The 19,485-nt window shown below is 57.0% G+C and carries 17 protein-coding genes and 1 pseudogene; all 18 read left to right on the forward strand.

Annotated elements, in window-relative coordinates; genetic code table 11:
- The first annotated feature begins 39 nt into the window (after positions 1 to 39).
- The 18 genes and pseudogenes from B3759_RS01640 to B3759_RS01725 all read left to right on the forward strand — a co-directional run bounded on the left by B3759_RS01640 (position 40) and on the right by B3759_RS01725 (position 19,409).
- Positions 40 to 1,737, forward strand: coding sequence for a carbohydrate porin (locus B3759_RS01640; RefSeq protein WP_291363000.1), 1,698 nt, complete (start codon positions 40 to 42; stop codon positions 1,735 to 1,737).
- Positions 1,738 to 1,949: 212 nt separating this feature from the next.
- A pseudogene (locus B3759_RS01645) lies at positions 1,950 to 2,712 on the forward strand (IS5 family transposase).
- A 181-nt stretch (positions 2,713 to 2,893) separates the two neighbouring features.
- Entirely contained in the window at positions 2,894 to 3,454 is a 561-nt protein-coding gene (locus tag B3759_RS01650) for a phosphate-starvation-inducible PsiE family protein (protein ID WP_291363002.1), read from the forward strand.
- A gap of 69 nt (positions 3,455 to 3,523) precedes the next feature.
- A complete protein-coding gene (locus tag B3759_RS01655; RefSeq protein WP_173574848.1) occupies positions 3,524 to 3,679 on the forward strand; it encodes a hypothetical protein in 156 nt (51 codons plus the stop codon).
- Between the two features lie 601 nt (positions 3,680 to 4,280).
- Positions 4,281 to 4,706, forward strand: coding sequence for an NADH-quinone oxidoreductase subunit A (locus tag B3759_RS01660; RefSeq protein WP_291363005.1), 426 nt, complete (start codon positions 4,281 to 4,283; stop codon positions 4,704 to 4,706).
- Positions 4,703 to 5,338 carry a NuoB/complex I 20 kDa subunit family protein gene (locus tag B3759_RS01665; RefSeq protein ID WP_291363007.1) on the forward strand — a complete coding sequence of 212 codons (636 nt, stop codon included), beginning with the start codon at positions 4,703 to 4,705 and terminating at the stop codon, positions 5,336 to 5,338. Before B3759_RS01660 ends, B3759_RS01665 begins: the two co-directional genes overlap by 4 nt.
- Positions 5,339 to 5,343: 5 nt before the next feature.
- Positions 5,344 to 7,104 carry an NADH-quinone oxidoreductase subunit C/D gene (gene nuoC / locus B3759_RS01670; protein WP_291363009.1) on the forward strand — a complete coding sequence of 587 codons (1,761 nt, stop codon included), beginning with the start codon at positions 5,344 to 5,346 and terminating at the stop codon, positions 7,102 to 7,104.
- Positions 7,091 to 7,582 carry an NADH-quinone oxidoreductase subunit NuoE gene (gene nuoE / locus B3759_RS01675; RefSeq protein WP_291363011.1) on the forward strand — a complete coding sequence of 164 codons (492 nt, stop codon included), beginning with the start codon at positions 7,091 to 7,093 and terminating at the stop codon, positions 7,580 to 7,582. Before nuoC ends, nuoE begins: the two co-directional genes overlap by 14 nt.
- On the forward strand, positions 7,579 to 8,883 hold the full coding sequence (nuoF, locus tag B3759_RS01680) for an NADH-quinone oxidoreductase subunit NuoF (RefSeq protein ID WP_291363013.1): 1,305 nt from the start codon (positions 7,579 to 7,581) through the stop codon (positions 8,881 to 8,883). The genes nuoE and nuoF overlap by 4 nt, the downstream gene beginning before the upstream one ends.
- Positions 8,880 to 11,615 carry an NADH-quinone oxidoreductase subunit NuoG gene (gene nuoG / locus B3759_RS01685; protein WP_291363014.1) on the forward strand — a complete coding sequence of 912 codons (2,736 nt, stop codon included), beginning with the start codon at positions 8,880 to 8,882 and terminating at the stop codon, positions 11,613 to 11,615. Before nuoF ends, nuoG begins: the two co-directional genes overlap by 4 nt.
- On the forward strand, positions 11,612 to 12,568 hold the full coding sequence (nuoH, locus tag B3759_RS01690) for an NADH-quinone oxidoreductase subunit NuoH (RefSeq protein ID WP_291363016.1): 957 nt from the start codon (positions 11,612 to 11,614) through the stop codon (positions 12,566 to 12,568). The genes nuoG and nuoH overlap by 4 nt, the downstream gene beginning before the upstream one ends.
- 25 nt (positions 12,569 to 12,593) lie before the next feature.
- Positions 12,594 to 13,106, forward strand: a complete 513-nt coding sequence (gene nuoI, locus B3759_RS01695) for an NADH-quinone oxidoreductase subunit NuoI (protein ID WP_291363018.1) — start codon at positions 12,594 to 12,596, stop codon at positions 13,104 to 13,106.
- 5 nt (positions 13,107 to 13,111) lie between these two features.
- Entirely contained in the window at positions 13,112 to 13,612 is a 501-nt protein-coding gene (gene nuoJ / locus B3759_RS01700) for an NADH-quinone oxidoreductase subunit J (RefSeq protein WP_291363020.1), read from the forward strand.
- 1 nt (position 13,613) lies between these two features.
- Positions 13,614 to 13,925, forward strand: a complete 312-nt coding sequence (gene nuoK / locus B3759_RS01705) for an NADH-quinone oxidoreductase subunit NuoK (RefSeq protein ID WP_291363022.1) — start codon at positions 13,614 to 13,616, stop codon at positions 13,923 to 13,925.
- A 5-nt stretch (positions 13,926 to 13,930) separates the two neighbouring features.
- Complete coding sequence (gene nuoL / locus B3759_RS01710) at positions 13,931 to 15,898, forward strand: NADH-quinone oxidoreductase subunit L (protein ID WP_291363024.1); 1,968 nt, start codon at positions 13,931 to 13,933, stop codon at positions 15,896 to 15,898.
- Complete coding sequence (locus tag B3759_RS01715; RefSeq protein ID WP_291363026.1) at positions 15,895 to 17,406, forward strand: complex I subunit 4 family protein; 1,512 nt, start codon at positions 15,895 to 15,897, stop codon at positions 17,404 to 17,406. The genes nuoL and B3759_RS01715 overlap by 4 nt, the downstream gene beginning before the upstream one ends.
- Positions 17,403 to 18,863 carry an NADH-quinone oxidoreductase subunit N gene (locus B3759_RS01720; protein ID WP_291363028.1) on the forward strand — a complete coding sequence of 487 codons (1,461 nt, stop codon included), beginning with the start codon at positions 17,403 to 17,405 and terminating at the stop codon, positions 18,861 to 18,863. The genes B3759_RS01715 and B3759_RS01720 overlap by 4 nt, the downstream gene beginning before the upstream one ends.
- Before the next feature lie 45 nt (positions 18,864 to 18,908).
- Positions 18,909 to 19,409, forward strand: a complete 501-nt coding sequence (locus tag B3759_RS01725; RefSeq protein WP_291363030.1) for a CBS domain-containing protein — start codon at positions 18,909 to 18,911, stop codon at positions 19,407 to 19,409.
- Positions 19,410 to 19,485 lie beyond the last annotated feature (76 nt).

A 19,485-nucleotide genomic window follows, 5' to 3' on the forward strand; every position in this document is an offset into this window, starting at 1 on the left:
CTCTAGTTCCACAAAACAACAACAATCGTGGAGATAAAAATGGCACATCACATGCGTCAAATATACCAGAGTGACCTTAATACATTCTCGTTAATGAAGGAAACTTTGGGAAGAAAAATTTTTTCAAAAACCTCATCAAAATTCTTTTTCTTAGAAAAAGAATACATAAATACATCCTTTCTTATAGAAAAAAACTCAAATAGCGCACGAATTATTTTTTCTGTTTTTTCCATTCTAGTTTGGCATCCCCGCAATGTACAGGCGCAGACCGCTCTGGTTAATATTTCCCAGAATGAGTCTGGAACGCCTGACTGGCTCAATGCTTTTCGCAATGATTACGCTCCCAACCCGACAAAAACCATTCAGCCTGCACCAGAATTTCCCGCTCTCCCACCACCTATACGACGCGGCAGAATGCCTACCCTCTCGCCTATTTCTGATACCACGGAAAAGAACCTGTTTCCGGCCAGCTTTCATGACTGGACGACGCAAGCGACGATGACCGGAAACTGGGCTGGATGGCGACCATGGTTTGCTGATAACGGCGTCACAATTACCGGACATTATTTCCAGGACAGTGCCGGAAATCCTATGGGCGGCAAATCCAAGAATGTTCGTTATGCTCACGAATTCGGTCTTAACTTCGATTTCAATCTTGAAAAACTGACCGGATATAAAATTGGTGTGTTCCATTTCACAGTGACATCCCGTGATGGCAAAGGACTGGGTGCGACATTACCTGCTCTGGACAGCCCCCAGGAAATATTTGGTTCTCCAACAGTACGCCTGTCGCTTCTGGCATGGGAAATGCCATGGAACCGATATGTAGTGACGAACGTGGGCGAGGTGAACGCCGAAACCGATTTCGAGACGTGGTCCATGTATTGGAACATGAACAATTACTGCCAGTTTCAAAGCAATGCCATTTGCGGTATGCCACAATCAATCGCCTTTAATTCCGGCTATAGTTATTATCCGACAGCCCATCCAGGTGCATGGGTCAAGTTCTATCCGGCAGGAAATAATCATTACTCAATTCAGTTCGGTGTCTATTCGGTAGATCCGACAATTGCGAATACGCATAATGGGTGGAAGATGAACCTTCATGGTGCGACGGGCACATTCCTACCCTTTCAGCTTATATGGCATCGGGGCGGTAAGGATGATTATTCCGGACCACTTCAGACCAATATTAAAATCGGAGGTTACTGGGACACGTCGCAAGTTAAAAACGTCTATGCGCAATTAGGAAATTTCGGTATTGCATCGCAGTATCTTGCTGCAGCACCTGTTTCCAACGTGCGTGGACGTTTTGGCGGGTGGTTTCAATTCGACCGCATGCTTCAGCGTGACCAGCGTGATTCGAGGCGAGGAACATCATTCTTTGCTTCATTTACTTGGGGTGATCCGCGCACGTCCCTAGCACCTTATTTTGTGGATGCCGGCATTACGCGCAAAGGCACTTTCTGGGACAGACCTGAAGATACAATCAGTTTCGGGATGAAGATGATCTGGGTGAATCCAAAACTGACGAACTGGGTACGTGAGTTGCAGGGCACCGGTGTGACCGGGGTGTATAAACCCTCAGGCGAGCCAGCAATTGAACTGAATTATGGATGGCGTCCGACGCCGTGGTTGCTGATCCGGCCCGGCGCGCAGTATATCTGGAGCACGGGCGGAAACAATCATTATAAGAATCCACTGGTTCTCGATTTTGAAACAGGCATTACATTGTGAATACTTTCTTATACAACAAAATTTATTATATGCGTTTTAAAAATATCTTATAAATCAATATTAATGCATAACGATATTGTTGATTTATTCTGTTATTATCGATGGATTGCATTAAAACAATAATATCAGATTTTTCTAGAATCGGGGCCTGTTAATTCATTGAATTGAACTGGCTGTTGTGATTCACAGGCTTACCGATGGAGGGTGGGCCTGTGAGTGAGCTATTTTTGCTGTCTGAGAGCCAGATGGAGCGGATTGAGCCGTTTTTCCCTTCTGGCGCACGGAGTACCACACGTAGATGACCGTCATGTTCTGAGCGAAATTGTTTACATGATCCGCAATGGTCTTCAGTGGAAAGATACCCCGAAAGCTTATGGCCCGCACAAGACCTTATACAATCGCTTTATCCGGTGGAGCCGTCTCGGTGTCTTTGACCGGATCTTCATGCGCTGACAGAACAGGCTTGCCGATCGCAGCGTCTGATGATTGATGCAACACATCTGAAAGCACACCGGACAGTGGCCTCCCTGTTTAAAAAGGGGATTTTCCCCGCCATATCGGACGGAGAAAAGGAGGCCTGAACTCAAAGCTGCATACTATGTGCGACGGCGAGGGACGTCCTGTCCGTTTTCATCTGACCGCAGGGCAGGTCAGTGACTTCAGAGGGGCTGATGTTCTTCTGACAGATCTCTGGATGAGACAGAAGAAGTCATCGGATACCGTGGCTATGACAGCAACTGGATCAGAGGGTTTCTCGCAGACCGGAATATCACCGCCTGTATTCCGCACAAGAAGAACCGGAAATCAAAGCCGCCTTACGACTGGCATTTGTATAAAAGGCGCCACTTCATCGAAAATATGTTCGCAAAGCTCAAGGACTGGCGACGTGTCGCAACACGATATGATCGCTGAGCCCATACATGCATGTCCGTAATCCATATCGCAGCAAGCTTCATCTTCTATCTCAAAAAATGAGCCCTGAGCCTAGAATGCGGAGAGCGCACTCGTCTGCTTGGCTTCATTTATGACAGCGAAGAAAGTTCGGAGGAAGCAGACGGACATACCGGCCATCCTGTTCTTGGCTGGACCCGCCGCGCGATGCCTGCGACACTATCCGCATCAGAGAACCGACGCGCATCGATAAGGAAAGTCAGAAATGGACGGTTCAGGGGACGGAAAAGAACCTCACGATCCCTTCTCGCGGGAAGCCCTGCGTCTCGGGCGCAGCTTCCGGGAAATGAATCTCTACGAAGGGTTCGAACTTTTGATCATGCTGATCCTGACAGCACTGATCATGATCATCACGGCAATCGCCACCTGGAGCCTCACGAAAGAAGTCTGGCGGCTCGCATGGTTTGGTCAAATCAGCCCGGACAACGCACCTACCTTCCAGAGCGTGTTTGGCAATATTTTCACCGTCATCATCGCCCTGGAGTTCAAAAGCTCGCTCCGGATCAGTCTCTCACACAACAAGGACGTTGTGCGCGTCCGCACGATCGTGCTGATCGCACTTCTCGCCGTCTCCCGGAAATTCATTATCCTCGACCTCAACGAAGTACGTCCCATGGAAATGATCGCCTTTTCCGCAGCGGTGCTGGCGCTCGGCGTCGTGTACTGGCTGATCCGTGAACAGGACACGCGCGTTGCTGCCCAAGCAGCCCGTTTCTCCGCCGTCGAAAAAGCCCCGCACGATCTACCGTCTCACACACAGGAATAATTTCGCCTTACCGGGCCGTCATTTTTCGTATACATACCTGCATCCATCTATAAAAAACAAGAAGGTATCATGAAACGCAACATCCTCATTCTCACGGCTTTCGGCATCCTTCTGGCTGCGTGCTGTCCCAAGCCTGACCCGAATAATAGCCCCGTGGACGGAAGCATTTCCTGCAATTTCGATCATCTGCCCGGTGAGAAAACCACCTGCCCTCTGCACCACTGACGAAATTCAGCGCAAAGCCTGAAATGTTTCGGCATGGATGGCAACTGTCTCGGGTTTTTCTCTGCTTCTCAAAGAATGCGGCTCCTTTGATCCCGGTTTATAAATTTCAAAGAAAGCAGGACAGCTTTCCGTCCAGGGGCGGCGGGACTGAATGATGGACGGTTACACAATTTCTGCCACTCCTTCGCCTCAGATGCACTGTGTCACCGGGACATCAGACACATCGAGGATTTGTCCAGAATATTCAGCGTAGCACGCCCATAATCCCGGTCTCCCAGCACTCCGAACAGGCCATTTCCAGTCGTATCCTGCGATTACTTTCTGTCCATGCTTACCTGATACGAAAACAGAAAATTGAGAGAAGAATATTCCTCATAAATAAGCCGTCCCATTTCGTGAAAAACTTGCACGATAGAGCCGCAACTTCCCTCTTCTTGCCGCGTATAGACGACTGATAACGCATTCTGACGTTTCCTTCAGTGAACCCGAATGCGTCAGAGGACACGCTCCTCCTCGGACCGCAGCCGCCTGTCATCCGTCACGACCAATAGCACTACACAAATAGCCTCCGTTCAGAACAAATAGAAACGGAACTGCCAGTATGGAAAATGTTTCCAGTATATGGTCGATTTTTACCTATGCACTTGTCATAGGAATAGTGCTGGCCGGCATGATGGGGCTGTCCGCCATAACCGGCACCCGACGAAGCGGCAGAGCCATGGGCCGCTCCATGTCCATGCCTTTTGAGTCCGGTATCATCCCCACGGGATCGGCGCATCTGCGGCTGCCTGTACAGTATTACTTGGTGGCTATGTTCTTTGTCATTTTTGATGTCGAAACCGCCATCCTCCTGACATGGGCAACCGTTGTGACCGAAGTGGGTTGGATCGGCTATGGCGCAGCACTCGCCTTTATTGTCTTTCTGGCGATTTCCCTTGCCTATCTGTGGCGAGGCGGAGCGCTGGACTGGGGGCCGCAGGTTCACTCACGCCGTGTAACGGACACACGAAAGGACCTCGTATCATGAGTTGGTCTCTTTCCTCTCCCGGCGCTCCCAGAAACGCACAGTCCTCACCCAGTTTCAGTGAAACTCTCCGTCGTAATCTGGTCATGGGCCGGTTGCAGGATTTTGTATCGTGGGGACAGAAAAACTCGATCTGGCCGCTGAATTTCGGCCTGTCATGCTGTTATGTGGAAATGGCGACTGCGTTCACCAGCCGCTTCGACATCGCCCGCTTCGGGTCCGAAGTCCTGCGCGCCACACCACGCGAAGCGGACCTGATCGTTATTTCCGGCACCGTGTTCGTCAAAATGGCTCCCGTTATCCAGCATCTTTACAATCAGATGCTGGAACCACGCTGGGTGATCTCCATGGGGTCATGCGCCAATTCCGGCGGCATGTACGACATTTACAGTGTCGTGCAGGGCGTGGACAGTTTCCTGCCCGTAGATGTGTATGTGCCCGGCTGCCCCCCGCGTCCTGAAGCGCTGCTGGAAGGACTACTCCTATTGCAAAAATCTATTGGCACACAACGCAGACCCCTGAGCTGGATGGTGGGGCCACAGGGCGCGGAACCCGTGACACCGCCCAGCCTGCGGGATGCAAAGCGCGACCAGCGTCGGGCCATGCGCGACCTACGCACGCCCGACGGGATCTGACGCCCATGACGACGCTCCTTTCTCCCGCCCGCGACCAGAGTCTTGCGGAAAGAATTTCGGAGCATCTCCCCAACGGTTTGCTAGCCACACAGACTGGATGCGACGGGGTCTCCATCCTCTGGATCGCGGCGACCGATCTGCGCCCCACCTTCGCCGCACTGAAGGCTGCTGCATCCCTCATGCTGCTGGACCTGACGGCCATAGATGAACGTGATCGCGCCCACAGCGACGGGCAGCCAAAATCGGCATTCACGGTTGTCTATCACCTGATTTCGCTAGCCACCCGTACCGATGAAGTGCGGATCAAGGTGCCTCTCGGCGCAACAGCCCCCACCCTCCCCACCATCTGTGATCTCTGGCCCAACGCCAACTGGTATGAGCGCGAGGTCTGGGACCTATTCGGCATCCATTTCCAGAACCATCCCTCCCTGCGCCGTATCCTGACCCCGCCCACATGGACCGGACATCCCCTGCGCAAGGACCACCATGCCCGCGCCACGGAAATGCCGCCCTACAGCCTGACGGAAGAACACGAAGCGCAGGAGCAGGACGCCCTGCGCTTTGACCCGTCGGCGTGGGGCATGCGGCGACACAGTGACCACAGCGACTTCATGTTTCTCAATCTCGGTCCCAATCATCCCAGCGTGCACGGGGTGTTCCGCATCGTGCTGCAACTGGAAGGGGAGCGGATTGTCGATGCCGTGCCCGATATCGGTTTTCACCATCGGGGCGCGGAAAAGATGGGGGAACGCCAGTCATGGCACACCTACATCCCCTACACCGACCGGGTGGATTACCTCGGCGGCGTCATGAACAATTTCCCCTATGTGATGGCGGTCGAGACGCTGGCCGGAATTACCGTGCCGCCACGCGCACAGATGATCCGCGTCATGCTGGCGGAACTGTTCCGCATTGCCAGCCACCTCGTTTTCTACGGCACCATGGCGCAGGATGTCGGACAACTTTCTCCCGTATTCTACATGTTTACCGATCGCGAGCGCGTGTTCGGGATTATCGAAGCGATATGCGGCTTTCGCATGCATCCGGCGTGGTTCCGCATTGGCGGGGTCGCCATGGACCTGCCCAACGGGTGGGAAGGACTGATCCGCGCCTTCCTTCATGATCTGCCCCTGCGGCTGGACGAATACGATGCGATGGTCATGCGCAATCCCATCTTCCGCGCCCGGACGAAAGGCATTGGCGCCTATACCACCGCAGAGGCAGTCGAGTGGGGCGTTACCGGGCCGGGGCTGCGCGCTACAGGGATGGAATGGGACTACCGCAAACATGCGCCCTATGCCTGTTATGACCAGCTCGAATTCGACATTCCCACTGGTACCAACGGCGACTGTTATGACCGGGTTGCCGTGCATGTGGCGGAAATACGCGAGAGCCTGCGCATCATCCGCCAGTGCGTGGACAACATGCCCGCAGGCCCGATCAAGGCCGACCATCCACTGACAACCCCTCCGCCCAAGGCGCGGACGATGCACGACATCGAAACCCTGATCCATCACTTCCTGAGCGTAAGCTGGGGGCCGGTCATTCCACCGGGGGAAGCTCGGGCCAGCATCGAAGCCACGAAAGGCGTGAACACCTACACACTCATCAGCGATGGTGGCACGACGTCCTACCGCACGCGCATCCGCACGCCGTCCTTCGCTCACCTGCAAATGATCCCGCTGCTCAGTCGCGGCATCATGGTCGCGGACCTGATCGCGATCCTGGGCAGCATCGATTTCGTGATGGCCGATGTCGACCGCTGATCTCCCCCTCCCAGCGCCCATGCGGGCGGAAATCCTTGCCCTTGCGGCGCAGGAACTGCATCCGCGCGGCGCGAGCGTCGCAGCCCTGCGGCTGGTGCAGGCCCACTTTGGGTGGGTCAGCACCGCGCATCTGCGCGAAGTGGCCGATCTGCTGGGCATGTCGGCGGATGATCTCGACGGCGTCGCGACCTATTTCAACCTGCTGTTCCGCAGACCGGTCGGACGACATGTCATCATGCTGTGTGACAGCGTTTCATGCTGGATCATGGGATGCGAACCGCTCTGCGCCCATCTGTGCCAAAAGCTCGGCATAAGGCCCGGAGAAACCACGGCGGACAACGCCATCACGCTGCTCCCCACGGTCTGCATCGGGCACTGCGATCACGCTCCGGCCATGCTGGTTGATGACACGCTGCATGGCGATGTGACCATGGAAAGCCTTGATCACCTGATCGATACGCTGAGGAACACGCCATGACGGTCGCCTCCGAACGTCCCCTGACCGCGATGATTGATCCTGCCATCGGTCCACCGAACTGCGCGGCATATGAACGCGCTGGCGGCTGGCAGGCGGCTCGGCTGGCGCTGGGAAGCCTTACCCCGGCTGAAATCATTGACAGGGTGACACGCTCAAAGCTGCGCGGACGTGGAGGCGCGGGCTTCGGGACCGGGCAGAAATGGAGCTTCGTGCCCAAGGAACCTGCCTCCGAACGCCGCAAATATCTGATCGCCAATGCCGACGAGATGGAGCCGGGCACTTTCAAGGACCGCTGGCTGCTGGAAGGTAATCCTCTCCAGCTGGTCGAAGGGATGATCCTTGCAGCCTACGCCGTGCAGGCCGGGCATGGCATCGTTTTCCTACGTGGGGAATATCAGGAAGCCTGCGTCCGCCTGCACCGTGCGATCGGAGAGGCACGGCAGCAGGGCTGGCTGGGCGAGAACATTCTCGGCTCAGGCTTCACTTTTGACATCCATGTGCATTCCAGCGCCGGACGCTACATCTGCGGCGAGGAAACCGCCCTTCTGACCGCACTGGAAGGCCGTCGCGCCACACCACGCAGCAAGCCGCCCTTTCCGCAGACCGGTGGCCTGTGGGGCGCACCCAGCGTGGTGAACAATGTCGAGACGCTGTGCAACCTGCCCCATATCATCGCCAACGGGCCGGAATGGTTTGCGGGCCTCGGACTGGGCGAGGATGGCGGCACCAAGATCTATGGTGTCAGTGGCCGAGTGGCAAAGCCGGGCGCATGGGAACTGCCGATCGGCACGCCGCTGCGTCAGATCATCGAAGACCACGCAGGCGGCATGCGTCCCGGCTACCAGTTGCGCGCCCTGCTGCCCGGTGGGGCGTCCACCGCCTTTATTGACGCAACTGCCCTCGACGTCGCCATGGATTACGGATCGGTGGAAAAGGCGGGCAGCAGGCTTGGCACCGGCATGGCCATCATTCTGGACGACCGCACCTGCCCTATCGGCATGATCCGCAACCTTGAACATTTCTTCGCAAAGGAATCCTGCGGCTGGTGCACGCCCTGTCGGGATGGACTGCCTTGGGTGGAGCGCCTGCTAGACGCGATCGAGGACGGAACAGGACGGGAGGAAGACATGGAGCAGCTCGACCGGCATGCCCGCATGCTGGGCGCTCCGGGGCGAACCTTCTGCGCCCATGCACCGGGAGCGATGGCGCCACTGGCCAGCGGGCTGAAGCTTTTCGCCGCCGATTTCGCTGCCCACATCCAGCAGGGCCGTTGCCCGCATCACGCCGGAGCAGGACCATGACCACCATCCGCATTGATGGACGGGATTGCCCGACCCGCAGCGACATCAACCTGCTTCAGGCCTGCCTGGAGGCCGGGGCCAACCTGCCCTATTTCTGCTGGCATCCCGAACTCGGCTCCGTCGGGGCGTGTCGACAGTGCGCCATCAAACAGTTTAGCGGGCCGGAGGACAGGAAGGGCCGCATCGTGATGGCCTGCATGACCCCTGTCAGCGAGAACGCCATCATCTCCATCGACGATCCGGAAGCCCGTGACTTTCGGGCTGGCGTCATCGAATGGATGATGGTCAATCATCCACATGACTGTCCCGTCTGCGAGGAAGGCAGTGAATGTCACCTGCAGGACATGACGGTCATGACCGGGCACAACACCCGCCGCTACCGGTTTACGAAACGGACCCATCGCAATCAGGATCTCGGGCCGTTCGTAAAGCATGAGATGAACCGCTGCATCGCCTGCTATCGCTGCGTGCGGTTCTACCGTGATTACGCGGGCGGGGACGATCTGGCGGCCTTTGCCTCGCATGACAATGTCTATTTTGGTCGTGCCGAAGACGGCACGTTGCGAAATGCTTTCAGCGGCAATCTGGTGGAAATCTGCCCGACTGGCGTGTTTACCGACAAACCTTTTTCCGCCGTCTACACACGCAAATGGGACATGCGGGGCGCGCCCTCGGTGTGCGTGCACTGCGCGGTGGGCTGCAACACCATCGTCAATGCCCGCGAGGAAACCCTCCGGCGTGTTCTCAACCGCTATAATACAGACATCAACCGCTACGTATTGTGCGACCGGGGCCGGTTCGGTCATGGTTTTATCAATGCGCCGACACGGATCCGCACGCCGCTACGCGCCATTGACGGACAGCAGGTGCCCGTCCCTATGGCGGACGCCCTGACGGCTTTCGCCCGTATGGCGACGCAGGGGCGGATTGTAGGCATCGTCTCTCCTCGCGCAGCATTGGAGACCTGTTTCAGCCTGCATGCGCTGGTAGGGCCAGAGCATTTTTCCACCGGCCAGACGCGGCAGGAACAGGAATGTACGGAACTGGCTCATACTCTGCTCACCCGGCATCCCGGCGCCCTCCCCACCTTGCATGAAATGGAAAGTGCCGACGCTGTGCTGGTGCTGGGTGAGGACGTCTGCGCCACCGCTCCCCGGCTGGGCCTGTCGTTGCGGCAGTCGGTACGTCAGGCCTCCTTCCACACAGCGGACAATGCCAAAGTGCCACGCTGGATGGATGCGGCGGTTCGTACGCTGGGCGGCGAGTGTCCTTCCAACCTGCATATCCTGACGCCTGCGCCGACCGATCTGGACAATGTGGCTGCGGAAACCTTTCGCGCAGCGCCTGATGATATCGCACGGCTTGGCTTTGCCATCGCCTACGCAATTGATCCCTTCGCCCCACCCGTCACGGATCTGACGCCGGATGATGCGGCGCATGCCGCACGCATTGCACAGGCGCTTATGGCCGCCAGAAAGCCTCTGGTCGTATCCGGCATGCAATATGGCTCTCCGACATTGATGCAGGCCACCGCCAGTATTGCAGCCGCTCTCGTCCGCACCATACCTGCTGCGGGTCTGTCGCTGGTTCTGCCGGAATGCAACAGCATGGGACTGGCCATGCTGGGCGGACTGCCGCTGGAAACAGTGATGGAGCAGGCCCGAGCAGGCGAGATTTCTACTTTGGTCGTCGTGGAAAATGACCTGACACGTCACCTCGATCTGGCCGATGTGGCGGACCTTGTGGCAGCCGTTCCCAACATCGTCGTGATCGACCATACGATGACGCCGCTGTGCCAGCACGCCAGTCTTGTCCTACCCATTGCGACCTTCAGCGAAAGCAACGGCACGCTGGTCAATCAGGAAGGCAGGGCGCAACGCTTTTTCCAGGCGGTTTTTCCCCCTGCTCCCATACAGGCTGGCTGGCGGTGGATACAGGCGCTGGCCCGGAGTCTTGACCCGTCCATGCACCCCATAACGGGTCTGATCGACTGGCGGGATCTCGATGAGGCTCTTGCCGCGCTGGCAATGGCATTTCCCGATCTGGCCCCGGCCGTTATGGCCGCGCCCGAAGCGGATTACCGCATCAATGGCGAGAAACTGCGCAGCCAGACCTATCGCGCCAGCGGACGGACCGTCATCCGTTCCTTCGTCAGTGTGCGCGACCAGCCGCCCCCCGCCAGTCCGGACACACCATTCAGCAGTTCAATGGAGGGAGCCTATGAACCGGACATGCCCGGCGCACTGGTTCCCTACTATCAGACGCCGGCATGGAATTCGGTGCAGGCGCTTAACCGATTCCAGTCCGAAATTGGTGGACCGATGCGTGGTGGTCCATCCGGTATCCGACTTTTATCCCCAGCGGAAAATCAAAACACGGAAGCGCAGCCCTACGCTTACGCTACGGACATTCCGGCCCCCTACATCCCGCAGGCGGATACCGTTCTGGTGCTGCCCGATACGCGCCTGTTCGGCAGCGAGGAATTGAGCATGTTCTCGCCTCCCATTACGGCGCGATCCAGCGCGCCAACGCTGGGCCTGCCCGCCAGCGCGACCGGATCAGGCCGTATGGTGCTGCATCTGGAAGACGGACCACATGACCTGCCCGTGGAGCCGGTGCCCGGTCTCCCCGAAGGCACTGTCCTATGCCCCACGCACATGGTCGCACGCGCGTTCCGTTTCCCTCGCATTGCCCGGCTTGAGGGTTTGACAGATGGAGGGGAACGGCCATGACTTCTTCAGCACTCCTCACCATCATTCTTACTCCGCTTCTCCTCCTTGCCCTTGCGACTTTACTGACATGGGTCGAACGACGTCTGCTGGGCTTATGGCAGGACCGGCATGGTCCCAACCGCGTGGGACCGGGCGGCATGTTTCAGGCTGTGGCGGACGGAATCAAGATCCTGTTCAAGCAGGACTGGATTCCTCCCTTTGCCGATCGGGACGTTTTCATTCTTGCCCCCGCTATCGGCATGATGACGGCCCTGCTGTCCTTTGCCGTCATTCCGATCACAATGGGCACGGGCATTGCAGGCGATCTGAATGTCGGGCTTCTGTTCATCCTCGCCATGATGGGACTGGGGGTTTATGCGGTGGTGCTGGCCGGCTGGTCCTCCAACAGCAAATTCGCACTGCTGGGCGGCATGCGGGCCGCAGCGCAGATGATCAGCTACGAAGTCTTCATGGGACTTGCTCTGCTGGGCGTGGTCATGATGGCCGGATCATTCAGCCTGCATGACATCGTGACGGCGCAGGCGGGGTTGTGGTTCATCATACCACAATGCCTCGGCTTCGGCGTGTTCCTGCTTGCAGGCATTGCGGAAACACACCGTCTGCCCTTTGATCTTCCCGAAGGGGAGAACGAACTCGGAGCGGGATTCCATACCGAGTATTCGGGCATGAAATTCGGTATGTTCTTCATTGCCGAATATGCCGGGATCGTTCTGGTCTCAAGCCTTGTGACCACGCTCTATCTTGGCGGCTGGCGCGGGCCACTGCTGCCTCCCGCCGTGTGGTTCCTGCTCAAGACGGGCGGCATGGTGGCGTTTTTCATTCTGTTGCGCGCAAGCCTGCCCCGCCCGCGTTACGACCAGTTGATGGCGTTGGGCTGGAAAGTCCTGCTGCCACTTTCACTTTTAAATGTCATGGCGACCGGAACTATTCTTATGCTGCGTGCGTCTTTGTAGCACGCCCGATGCAAAGGCATCTCCCATGTTCAATACATTGCGCACCCTGCTCCTGACGGCGCTGCATGCTTTCCACCGGCGCGCGACCGTGCAGTATCCCGAACAGCAACCCTATCTGCCGCCGCGTTATCGCGGACGGATCGTTCTGTCGCGCGATCCCGATGGAGAGGAACGGTGTGTGGCGTGCAATCTGTGCGCTGTCGCCTGCCCGGTGGACTGCATCAGTCTGCAGAAAACCGAGACCGATGGCCGCTGGCGTCCAGAATATTTCCGGATCAATTTTTCCCGTTGCATTTTCTGCGGCTTTTGCGAGGAAGCCTGTCCAACCTACGCCATACAACTGACTCCCGATTTTGAGATGGGCGAATACGCGCGCCCCAATCTTGTTTATGAAAAGGAAGACCTGCTGATAAGCGGAACCGGGAAATATCCCGATTACAGCTTCTACAATGTCGCGGGCATCCCCATCCCCGGCAAGGAACGTGGTGCTTCCGAACGTGAACGTCCGCCAATCGATCTCCACTCGCTGCTGCCGTAACCATCATGCACGCCCTGGCCCTCCTTGCTGCCAGTGTGACCGTCATCGGGGCCATCATGGTCATTACCCGGAAAGTCGCCGTGCATGCGGTGCTGTATCTGGTCGTAACATTGCTGGCGCTGGCGGCATTACTTGTGATGCTGGGAGCCTCCTTCGCGGCGATGCTGGAGATCATTATCTATGCCGGCGCGATCATGGTGCTGTTCGTTTTCGTCATCATGATGCTCAATCTGGGGCAACCGGACAGCGCGCGTGAAAAGGAATGGCTGCGTCCGCGCGCATGGCTGGGACCGGGCATTCTCGCCGCCATTGTGTGTGCGGAACTTCTTTATTGTATCAGCCCTCTTTCCGGATCCATGCCCTCTCTTGCCTCAATAACGGCACATGATGTCGGGCTGAGTCTGTTTGGCCGCTACGTGCTGATGGTCGAGCTGGCGTCATTCCTGCTTCTGGCTGGTCTGGTCTCGGCCTTTCACATCGGACGCAACCGGATGGAGAACCGCTGACATGCCAGTGTTTTCCTTCAACGACACCCTGCTGCTGGCGACCATCCTGTTTTCGGTCGGGCTGGCGGGCGTTCTGATCCGGCGCAACATGCTGTTCATGCTGATGTCGCTGGACATCATGCTCAATGCGGCCGCCCTCGTCTTCGTGGGCGCAGGTGCACGCTGGCATGACGCGGCGGGACAGGTGATGTTCCTGCTGATCCTCGCCCTCGCCGCCGTAGAAACGGCGGTGGGACTGGCCATCATCCTATGCCTGCACGCTCGGGGACGTCCCACGCTCGATGCCGATACCGGCAACCTTCTGCAAGGATAAGGGCCATGGGCGAAATTCTGCTTCCCCTTCTCATTCTTTCTCCATTGGCGGCATCCCTGATCCTGTTCGTAACTGCCGGACGCATGAGCGCGTATGCTGTCGGGACGGTTGCCTGTGTGAGCATGGGACTATCCGCTGCCATCAGCATCGCTCTTTCCATTCTGCTTCTGTCCGGTCCAGCGACAGGGATAGTGCAGACAATACTGTGGCCATGGATGCATATTGCAGGATTTTCAGCCGATATCGCATTCATGCTGGACCGGATTTCCATGGTCATGATCCTTGTCGTCACGATCGTGGGATTGCTGATTCATATTTATGCCGCAAGCTATATGCGGGACGATCCGGGGATTGCCCGCTTTTTTGGCAGCATGACGCTGTTCGTGGCCTCCATGCTGGTACTGGTGCTGGCGTCTGACCTGCTTTGCCTGTTTATCGGGTGGGAGGGCGTGGGGCTGTGCTCCTACCTGCTCATCGGGTTCTGGTATGACAACCCCGTCAATACTGCCGCTGCACGCAAGGCTTTTTACATGACACGCATGGGAGATGCGGCCTTGCTGTGCGGGCTGCTGCTTCTGGCCACGGCGGCAGATTCCCTGCACATCGGCACCGTTCTGGCGGCGGCTGCAAACGGGCAGATAACCCCGACCGCCCTAAACATGGCAGCCCTTTTCATTCTCATCGGGGCCCTCGCCAAATCGGCGCAGATCCCGTTCCAGACATGGCTGCCGGATGCCATGGCCGGACCGACACCAACCTCCGCCCTGATCCACGCGGCGACGATGGTCACGGCAGGTGTCTATCTGATTGCACGACTGCATGACCTTTTTGCCTTGGCGGTCCCCGTCATGGCGCTTACGGCCGTGCTCGGAGCGCTGACCATTCTTATGGGAGCCTGTACGGCGCTGGTGCAGTCCGATCTCAAGCGTATTCTTGCCTGGTCCACGATCAGCCAGCTTGGCTACATGTTTCTCGCCCTTGGGTGCGGCGTGTGGCAGGCGGCGCTGTTTCACCTGATGACCCATGCCTTTTTCAAGGCGCTCCTTTTCCTGACTGCGGGCGCGGTTATCGTGCGCACCCATCATGAACAGGATATTTTCCGTCTGGGCGGCCTGCACCACACCATGCCGGGACTGACCGCCGCCTTTGTCATCGGAGCCTCCGCGCTAGCCGGTCTGCCACTGGTCACGGCCGGATTCTACAGCAAGGAAATGATCCTGTCGGGCGTATGGCCCGCCCATTTTCGCCTGATCCACGAATTGATGCTGAGCGGACATTTCCTGTGGGGGATGGCCCTGCTGGGTGCCTTCCTGACCGCGCTTTATATTTTCCGCTGCGTATTCATCGTTTTTTTCGGAAAAGTGGGAACCACGGCGACAGGACGAACGTCACGTCTCATGACCATTCCCCTCGCCTGCCTGTGTGTCCTGTCCCTCTGTGGAGGCATCATTGAAATGCCCACGACATTTCCTCCCCTTCATCTGTTCAGCGCCCTTCTTGATCCTGAGGCATCCCACTCACACGCGGATGAACCCGGCTGGCTTGTGCTGGCGGGCGCGGTCGTTCCTCTTGCCGGACTTGGCGTCGCATGGGTGCTGTGGGGACGTCCTTCACCCGTCATGTGTGAGATACCGGGACAGGCGGCCGTCATCCGCTTTGCCCGCACCGGCGAAGGCATAGATGTCCTGTATGACCGCCTGTTCGTACAGCCCTTTCGCTTCCTGACGTGGCTGACGCGGCATGACATTCTTGATTATGTCATAACCGGAACAGGACGGCTGACACGGACAGCCAGCACCTCGGTTCTCAGGGCACGTTCGGATTTTCTGGGCACGCTGACCCTGTGGGGAACCAATGGCATCAGAGGCGCGGATCGCCTGCTGGGCCAGATACAGAACGGTCGCGTGCGGTGGTATGCGGCATGGATTGCCGGTGGATTGTGCGCGGCTCTCGCCATGGCGGTGCTGTCATGAATCCCCTTCCCGCCCTTGTGCTGCTGCCTGTCATAGGCGGTGGTCTGGCATGGCTGGCTGAGCGCGTCCGACCTCATACCGTCGTACCCTCACGCAATGCGTCGTGGTGGGTGATGCTGGCGACCCTGATTGTGGAAACCCTGTTGCTTGCAATGGTCACATTCAATCATCCGACCATTCGCACAGGACCATGGCTGGAGCATTTTTCCATGCCATGGATTCCGACCATGGGGATCGCAGTCAGGCTGGATATGGACGGTCTTTCGCTCTCGCTGATCTGGCTTTCGCTGCTCCTGTGCTTCCTGTGCGCATGCCTTGCCACCCGTCAGATTACGGTGAAGGCAGGCACATTCCATTTCCTTTTTCTTACGACGCTTACTGGTATTATCGGGACATTTCTGGCCACAGACCTGTTCCTGTTCTTCTTTTTCTGGGAACTGATGCTGGTGCCGATGTTCGTGCTGATCGCCGTATGGGGACATGAGGACAGGCAGCGCGCCGCCCTGAAGTTTTTTATGTTCACGCAGGGCAGTGGGCTACTCATGCTGCTGTCCATACTCGGTCTGGTCATCACGCACGACCGGGAAACCGGTGTGCTGACATTCGATTACTTCACACTGGCGCAGACACATCTGTCTCCTACCCTGTCCATGCTGCTCATGCTGGGTTTCTTCATCGCTTTCGCCGTCAAGCTGCCGATCGTGCCGGTCCATGTCTGGCTGCCGGATGCGCATACGCAGGCACCCACGGCGGCCAGCGTTCTACTCGCTGGCATCCTTCTAAAAACCGGTGGATATGGCATGATCCGTTTCAATGTCATGCTGTTTCCCGATACGGCCATGCACTTCGCGCCCGTCGCCATGGGGCTGGGCGTTGTCGGGGTTCTGTACGGGGCGTGGCTGTCCTGTGCACAGGAGGACATCAAGCGCCTGATTGCTTACAGCAGTATCAGCCATATGGGCTTTGTGGTGCTTGGCATCTTTACCGGTTCCCGCATGGGGATGCAGGGAGCGATCATTCAGATGCTCGCCCACGGATTGAGCGCGGGCGCGCTTTTTCTGATCGCGGGCACCATTCAGGACCGACTGCATACACGGGACATGAACCGTATCGGCGGCTTGTGGACAGCCATGCCACGCCTGTCCGCCACGGGGCTATTTTTTGCCGTGGCATCGCTTGGAATGCCGGGACTGGGTAATTTCGCTGGCGAGTTCCTCGTGCTGCTGGCGACATGGCATGTCAGCCCTATCATTGCGACAGTGACAACCGTGGGGCTGGTCCTAGCCGCCATTTATGCGCTGCGGATGGTCAATCGCGTCTTTCTGGCGGCTCGCCGGGAGGGCCAAATCCCCCTGAAGGATTTGCCTGTGCGGCAGATGGCAGTTTTTGCCTGTGCGATGATTTTTCTGGTCGTGCTGGGCCTGCATCCACAGCCTTTCATGACGTTTTCCGCTCCATCTCCCCTGTCCGTAATAGGGGTGACCGGTCAGGGAGAGCACGCGCCATGATCGGACACGATGTTTTCCTGCCAACATCTTTGCTGGTGCTCTGTGTAGGGATCACGGTCATGCTCGCCGCAACGGCGTGGCGACGTTCGACGAGCCGTAGTTTTCTGACCGGAATGGGGACACTGCTGCTGGCTCTTGTGTTTGTAGGGCACCACACCGGCATAGCACCGGATAATGGCGACAGCCTGTTCATTCAGGATCAATGGGCAAACTATACTGCCATCCTCATCATGTTTTCCAGCATGTGTATCCTGCTCATGTCATGGCGGAATGATGCGAACGACAGAACTACGTCGCTGGTGGATGAATATCCCCTGCTGTGCATGCTGGGCACGCTTGGCGCACTGACCATGGTCTTCAGCGCGAATTACATGCCCTTTTTCCTGGGGCTGGAAATCCTTGGTGTCTCGCTTATGGGACTTGTGACTTTCCGGCATCGCCCTGCCATCCAGGGTTATGAAGCGGCGATGAAATACCTGATCCTGTCAGGCATGTCTTCCGCCATTCTTCTGTTTGGTATCGGTCTGGCATACGGCGTTACGGGATCGCTGCGGTTCATGCCGCCCATCACGATCGGGAATATTTCCCCGGCGTTGCCGGTTGCAGCCACGATCATGATCCTTGTCGGCATGTTCTTCAAGCTTTCTGCTGTTCCCTTCCATATGTGGCTGCTGGACGTGATGGAAGGCGCACCCGTTCCTGTGGCGGCGTTTTTAGCCGTGGTCTCAAAAATCGCGATATTTTCTTCTCTTGTCCGTTATTTCGGAACGGGGAACCAGTCGCCCTTCCTCAACGACATCCTGTATATCGTCATTATCCTGACCATTATGGGGGGCAACCTGCTTGCATTGCGTCAAACCAGCCTCACACGTCTTCTGGCCTGCTCATCCATTACGCATGTGGGCTACCTGCTGATTGCCTTTCTTTGCCCCGGCCGTCTGCAATCGGGGGCCATAACCATTTATCTTCTGGCCTATACAGCCAGTACATTAGGCGTCTTTGCGACCATGTCCGCCTTCGCAACGTCTGACGGCCCCGATGGCACGGTCATCGCGCAATGGAAGGGACTGTTTTTCACTCGCCCGTTTCTGGCTTCTTCCATGTCGCTCATGCTGCTTTCGCTTGCAGGCATTCCACCCGGCATCGGATTTTTTGCAAAGTTCGAGATCGCGGCGACAGGAGTTGAATACCAGCGCAACCTGCTTCTGGGTGCGCTCATAATCGGCAGCATTATCGGGTTGTATTATTACCTGAACATCATCCGTGTCATGATGTCAGCACCGTCGCTGCCATCCGCCAGCCTGAATCGACATATCCGCCCGGAACTGATGGCGCTTGTCATCGTTCTCACAGTAATCGTGGTGATTGGAGGGCTTTTTCCCGCCCGCGCCCTCCATCCTCTTCTTCCTGTCTCCGCCATCCCATCTGACACAGAGACTGAGATGACGATGCGTTGACGAAACTTATTTTCGATTTCCCCAAAACATGGAAAGGATTTTCCCATGTCCTCTCATGTCTTTCACATTCTGGCGCAAAAAGGCAGCACGGTCATTACCGTGAAAGCCGATGACCCCGTTGTGAATGTCGCCACCATACTGGCGCAGCATAATATTGGTGGCGCTCCGGTTCTTGATCCTGATGGACAACTGATTGGTATGGTCTCGGAAAAAGGCATTGTTCATATGTTATCCGAACACGGCGCGGACATATCCATCCTGACCGCAAAGGATATCATGACGAAGGATATGCCGACCGCAACACCCGATGACAGTATTTACGATATTGCCTGCCGCATGACGTATTCCCGTAATCGGCATGTACCCGTTCTGGAGAACGGAAAACTCGTCGGACTGGTCAGCATTGGCGATATTGTCAAACTCCGCGCTGAAAATGCCGAACAGGAAGCACGTGAACTTCAGGATTACGTGACCGGCAGTGACCATGCAGCCGTCAAGCCTCCCCATGAAGAGTTACCGATGCAGTGCGGAGAAAAGCAAAGCTGATTGCGTGTTTCGACAGATGATATGAAGTGCGGATACCTCCCCGTGGGGGACATGGTGGCATACGTCAGATATCGGA

Origin of the sequence: Acetobacter sp. UBA5411 (assembly GCF_002409645.1) — a bacterium.
In the GTDB taxonomy this organism is placed as follows: Bacteria; Pseudomonadota; Alphaproteobacteria; order Acetobacterales; family Acetobacteraceae; genus Acetobacter.

Coding starts and splice junctions, on each gene's coding strand:
- B3759_RS01640 (WP_291363000.1), top strand. CDS start 40: ATGGCACATCACATGCGTCAAATATACCAGAGTGACCTTAATACATTC.
- B3759_RS01650 (WP_291363002.1), top strand. CDS start 2,894: ATGGACGGTTCAGGGGACGGAAAAGAACCTCACGATCCCTTCTCGCGG.
- B3759_RS01655 (WP_173574848.1), top strand. CDS start 3,524: ATGAAACGCAACATCCTCATTCTCACGGCTTTCGGCATCCTTCTGGCT.
- B3759_RS01660 (WP_291363005.1), top strand. CDS start 4,281: ATGGAAAATGTTTCCAGTATATGGTCGATTTTTACCTATGCACTTGTC.
- B3759_RS01665 (WP_291363007.1), top strand. CDS start 4,703: ATGAGTTGGTCTCTTTCCTCTCCCGGCGCTCCCAGAAACGCACAGTCC.
- nuoC (WP_291363009.1), top strand. CDS start 5,344: ATGACGACGCTCCTTTCTCCCGCCCGCGACCAGAGTCTTGCGGAAAGA.
- nuoE (WP_291363011.1), top strand. CDS start 7,091: ATGTCGACCGCTGATCTCCCCCTCCCAGCGCCCATGCGGGCGGAAATC.
- nuoF (WP_291363013.1), top strand. CDS start 7,579: ATGACGGTCGCCTCCGAACGTCCCCTGACCGCGATGATTGATCCTGCC.
- nuoG (WP_291363014.1), top strand. CDS start 8,880: ATGACCACCATCCGCATTGATGGACGGGATTGCCCGACCCGCAGCGAC.
- nuoH (WP_291363016.1), top strand. CDS start 11,612: ATGACTTCTTCAGCACTCCTCACCATCATTCTTACTCCGCTTCTCCTC.
- nuoI (WP_291363018.1), top strand. CDS start 12,594: ATGTTCAATACATTGCGCACCCTGCTCCTGACGGCGCTGCATGCTTTC.
- nuoJ (WP_291363020.1), top strand. CDS start 13,112: ATGCACGCCCTGGCCCTCCTTGCTGCCAGTGTGACCGTCATCGGGGCC.
- nuoK (WP_291363022.1), top strand. CDS start 13,614: ATGCCAGTGTTTTCCTTCAACGACACCCTGCTGCTGGCGACCATCCTG.
- nuoL (WP_291363024.1), top strand. CDS start 13,931: ATGGGCGAAATTCTGCTTCCCCTTCTCATTCTTTCTCCATTGGCGGCA.
- B3759_RS01715 (WP_291363026.1), top strand. CDS start 15,895: ATGAATCCCCTTCCCGCCCTTGTGCTGCTGCCTGTCATAGGCGGTGGT.
- B3759_RS01720 (WP_291363028.1), top strand. CDS start 17,403: ATGATCGGACACGATGTTTTCCTGCCAACATCTTTGCTGGTGCTCTGT.
- B3759_RS01725 (WP_291363030.1), top strand. CDS start 18,909: ATGTCCTCTCATGTCTTTCACATTCTGGCGCAAAAAGGCAGCACGGTC.